Origin of the sequence: Enterobacter sp. 50793107 (assembly GCF_001463365.1) — a bacterium.
Taxonomy (GTDB): domain Bacteria; phylum Pseudomonadota; class Gammaproteobacteria; order Enterobacterales; family Enterobacteriaceae; genus Enterobacter; species Enterobacter cloacae.
This window is the reverse complement of record NZ_LNII01000064.1, coordinates 1-483: the sequence shown is the minus strand read 5'-3', so window position 1 is coordinate 483 and position 483 is coordinate 1. Positions and strand designations below refer to the sequence as shown.

The 483-nt window shown below is 52.2% G+C and carries 1 pseudogene; it reads right to left on the bottom strand.

The features are described 5' to 3' along the window. Positions 1-52 precede the first annotated feature (52 nt). A pseudogene (locus APU11_RS08710) lies at positions 53-483 on the bottom strand (IS6-like element IS26 family transposase); the annotation flags it as partial.

Genomic DNA, 483 nt, shown 5'->3' with positions numbered 1-483 from the left:
GGCACTGTTGCAAAGTTAGCGATGAGGCAGCCTTTTGTCTTATTCAAAGGCCTTACATTTCAAAAACTCTGCTTACCAGGCGCATTTCGCCCAGGGGATCACCATAATAAAATGCTGAGGCCTGGCCTTTGCGTAGTGCACGCATCACCTCAATACCTTTGATGGTGGCGTAAGCCGTCTTCATGGATTTAAATCCCAGCGTGGCGCCGATTATCCGTTTCAGTTTGCCATGATCGCATTCAATCACGTTGTTCCGGTACTTAATCTGTCGGTGTTCAACGTCAGACGGGCACCGGCCTTCGCGTTTGAGCAGAGCAAGCGCGCGACCATAGGCGGGCGCTTTATCCGTGTTGATGAATCGCGGGATCTGCCACTTCTTCACGTTGTTGAGGATTTTACCCAGAAACCGGTATGCAGCTTTGCTGTTACGACGGGAGGAGAGATAAAAATCGACAGTGCGGCCCCGGCTGTCGACGGCCCGGT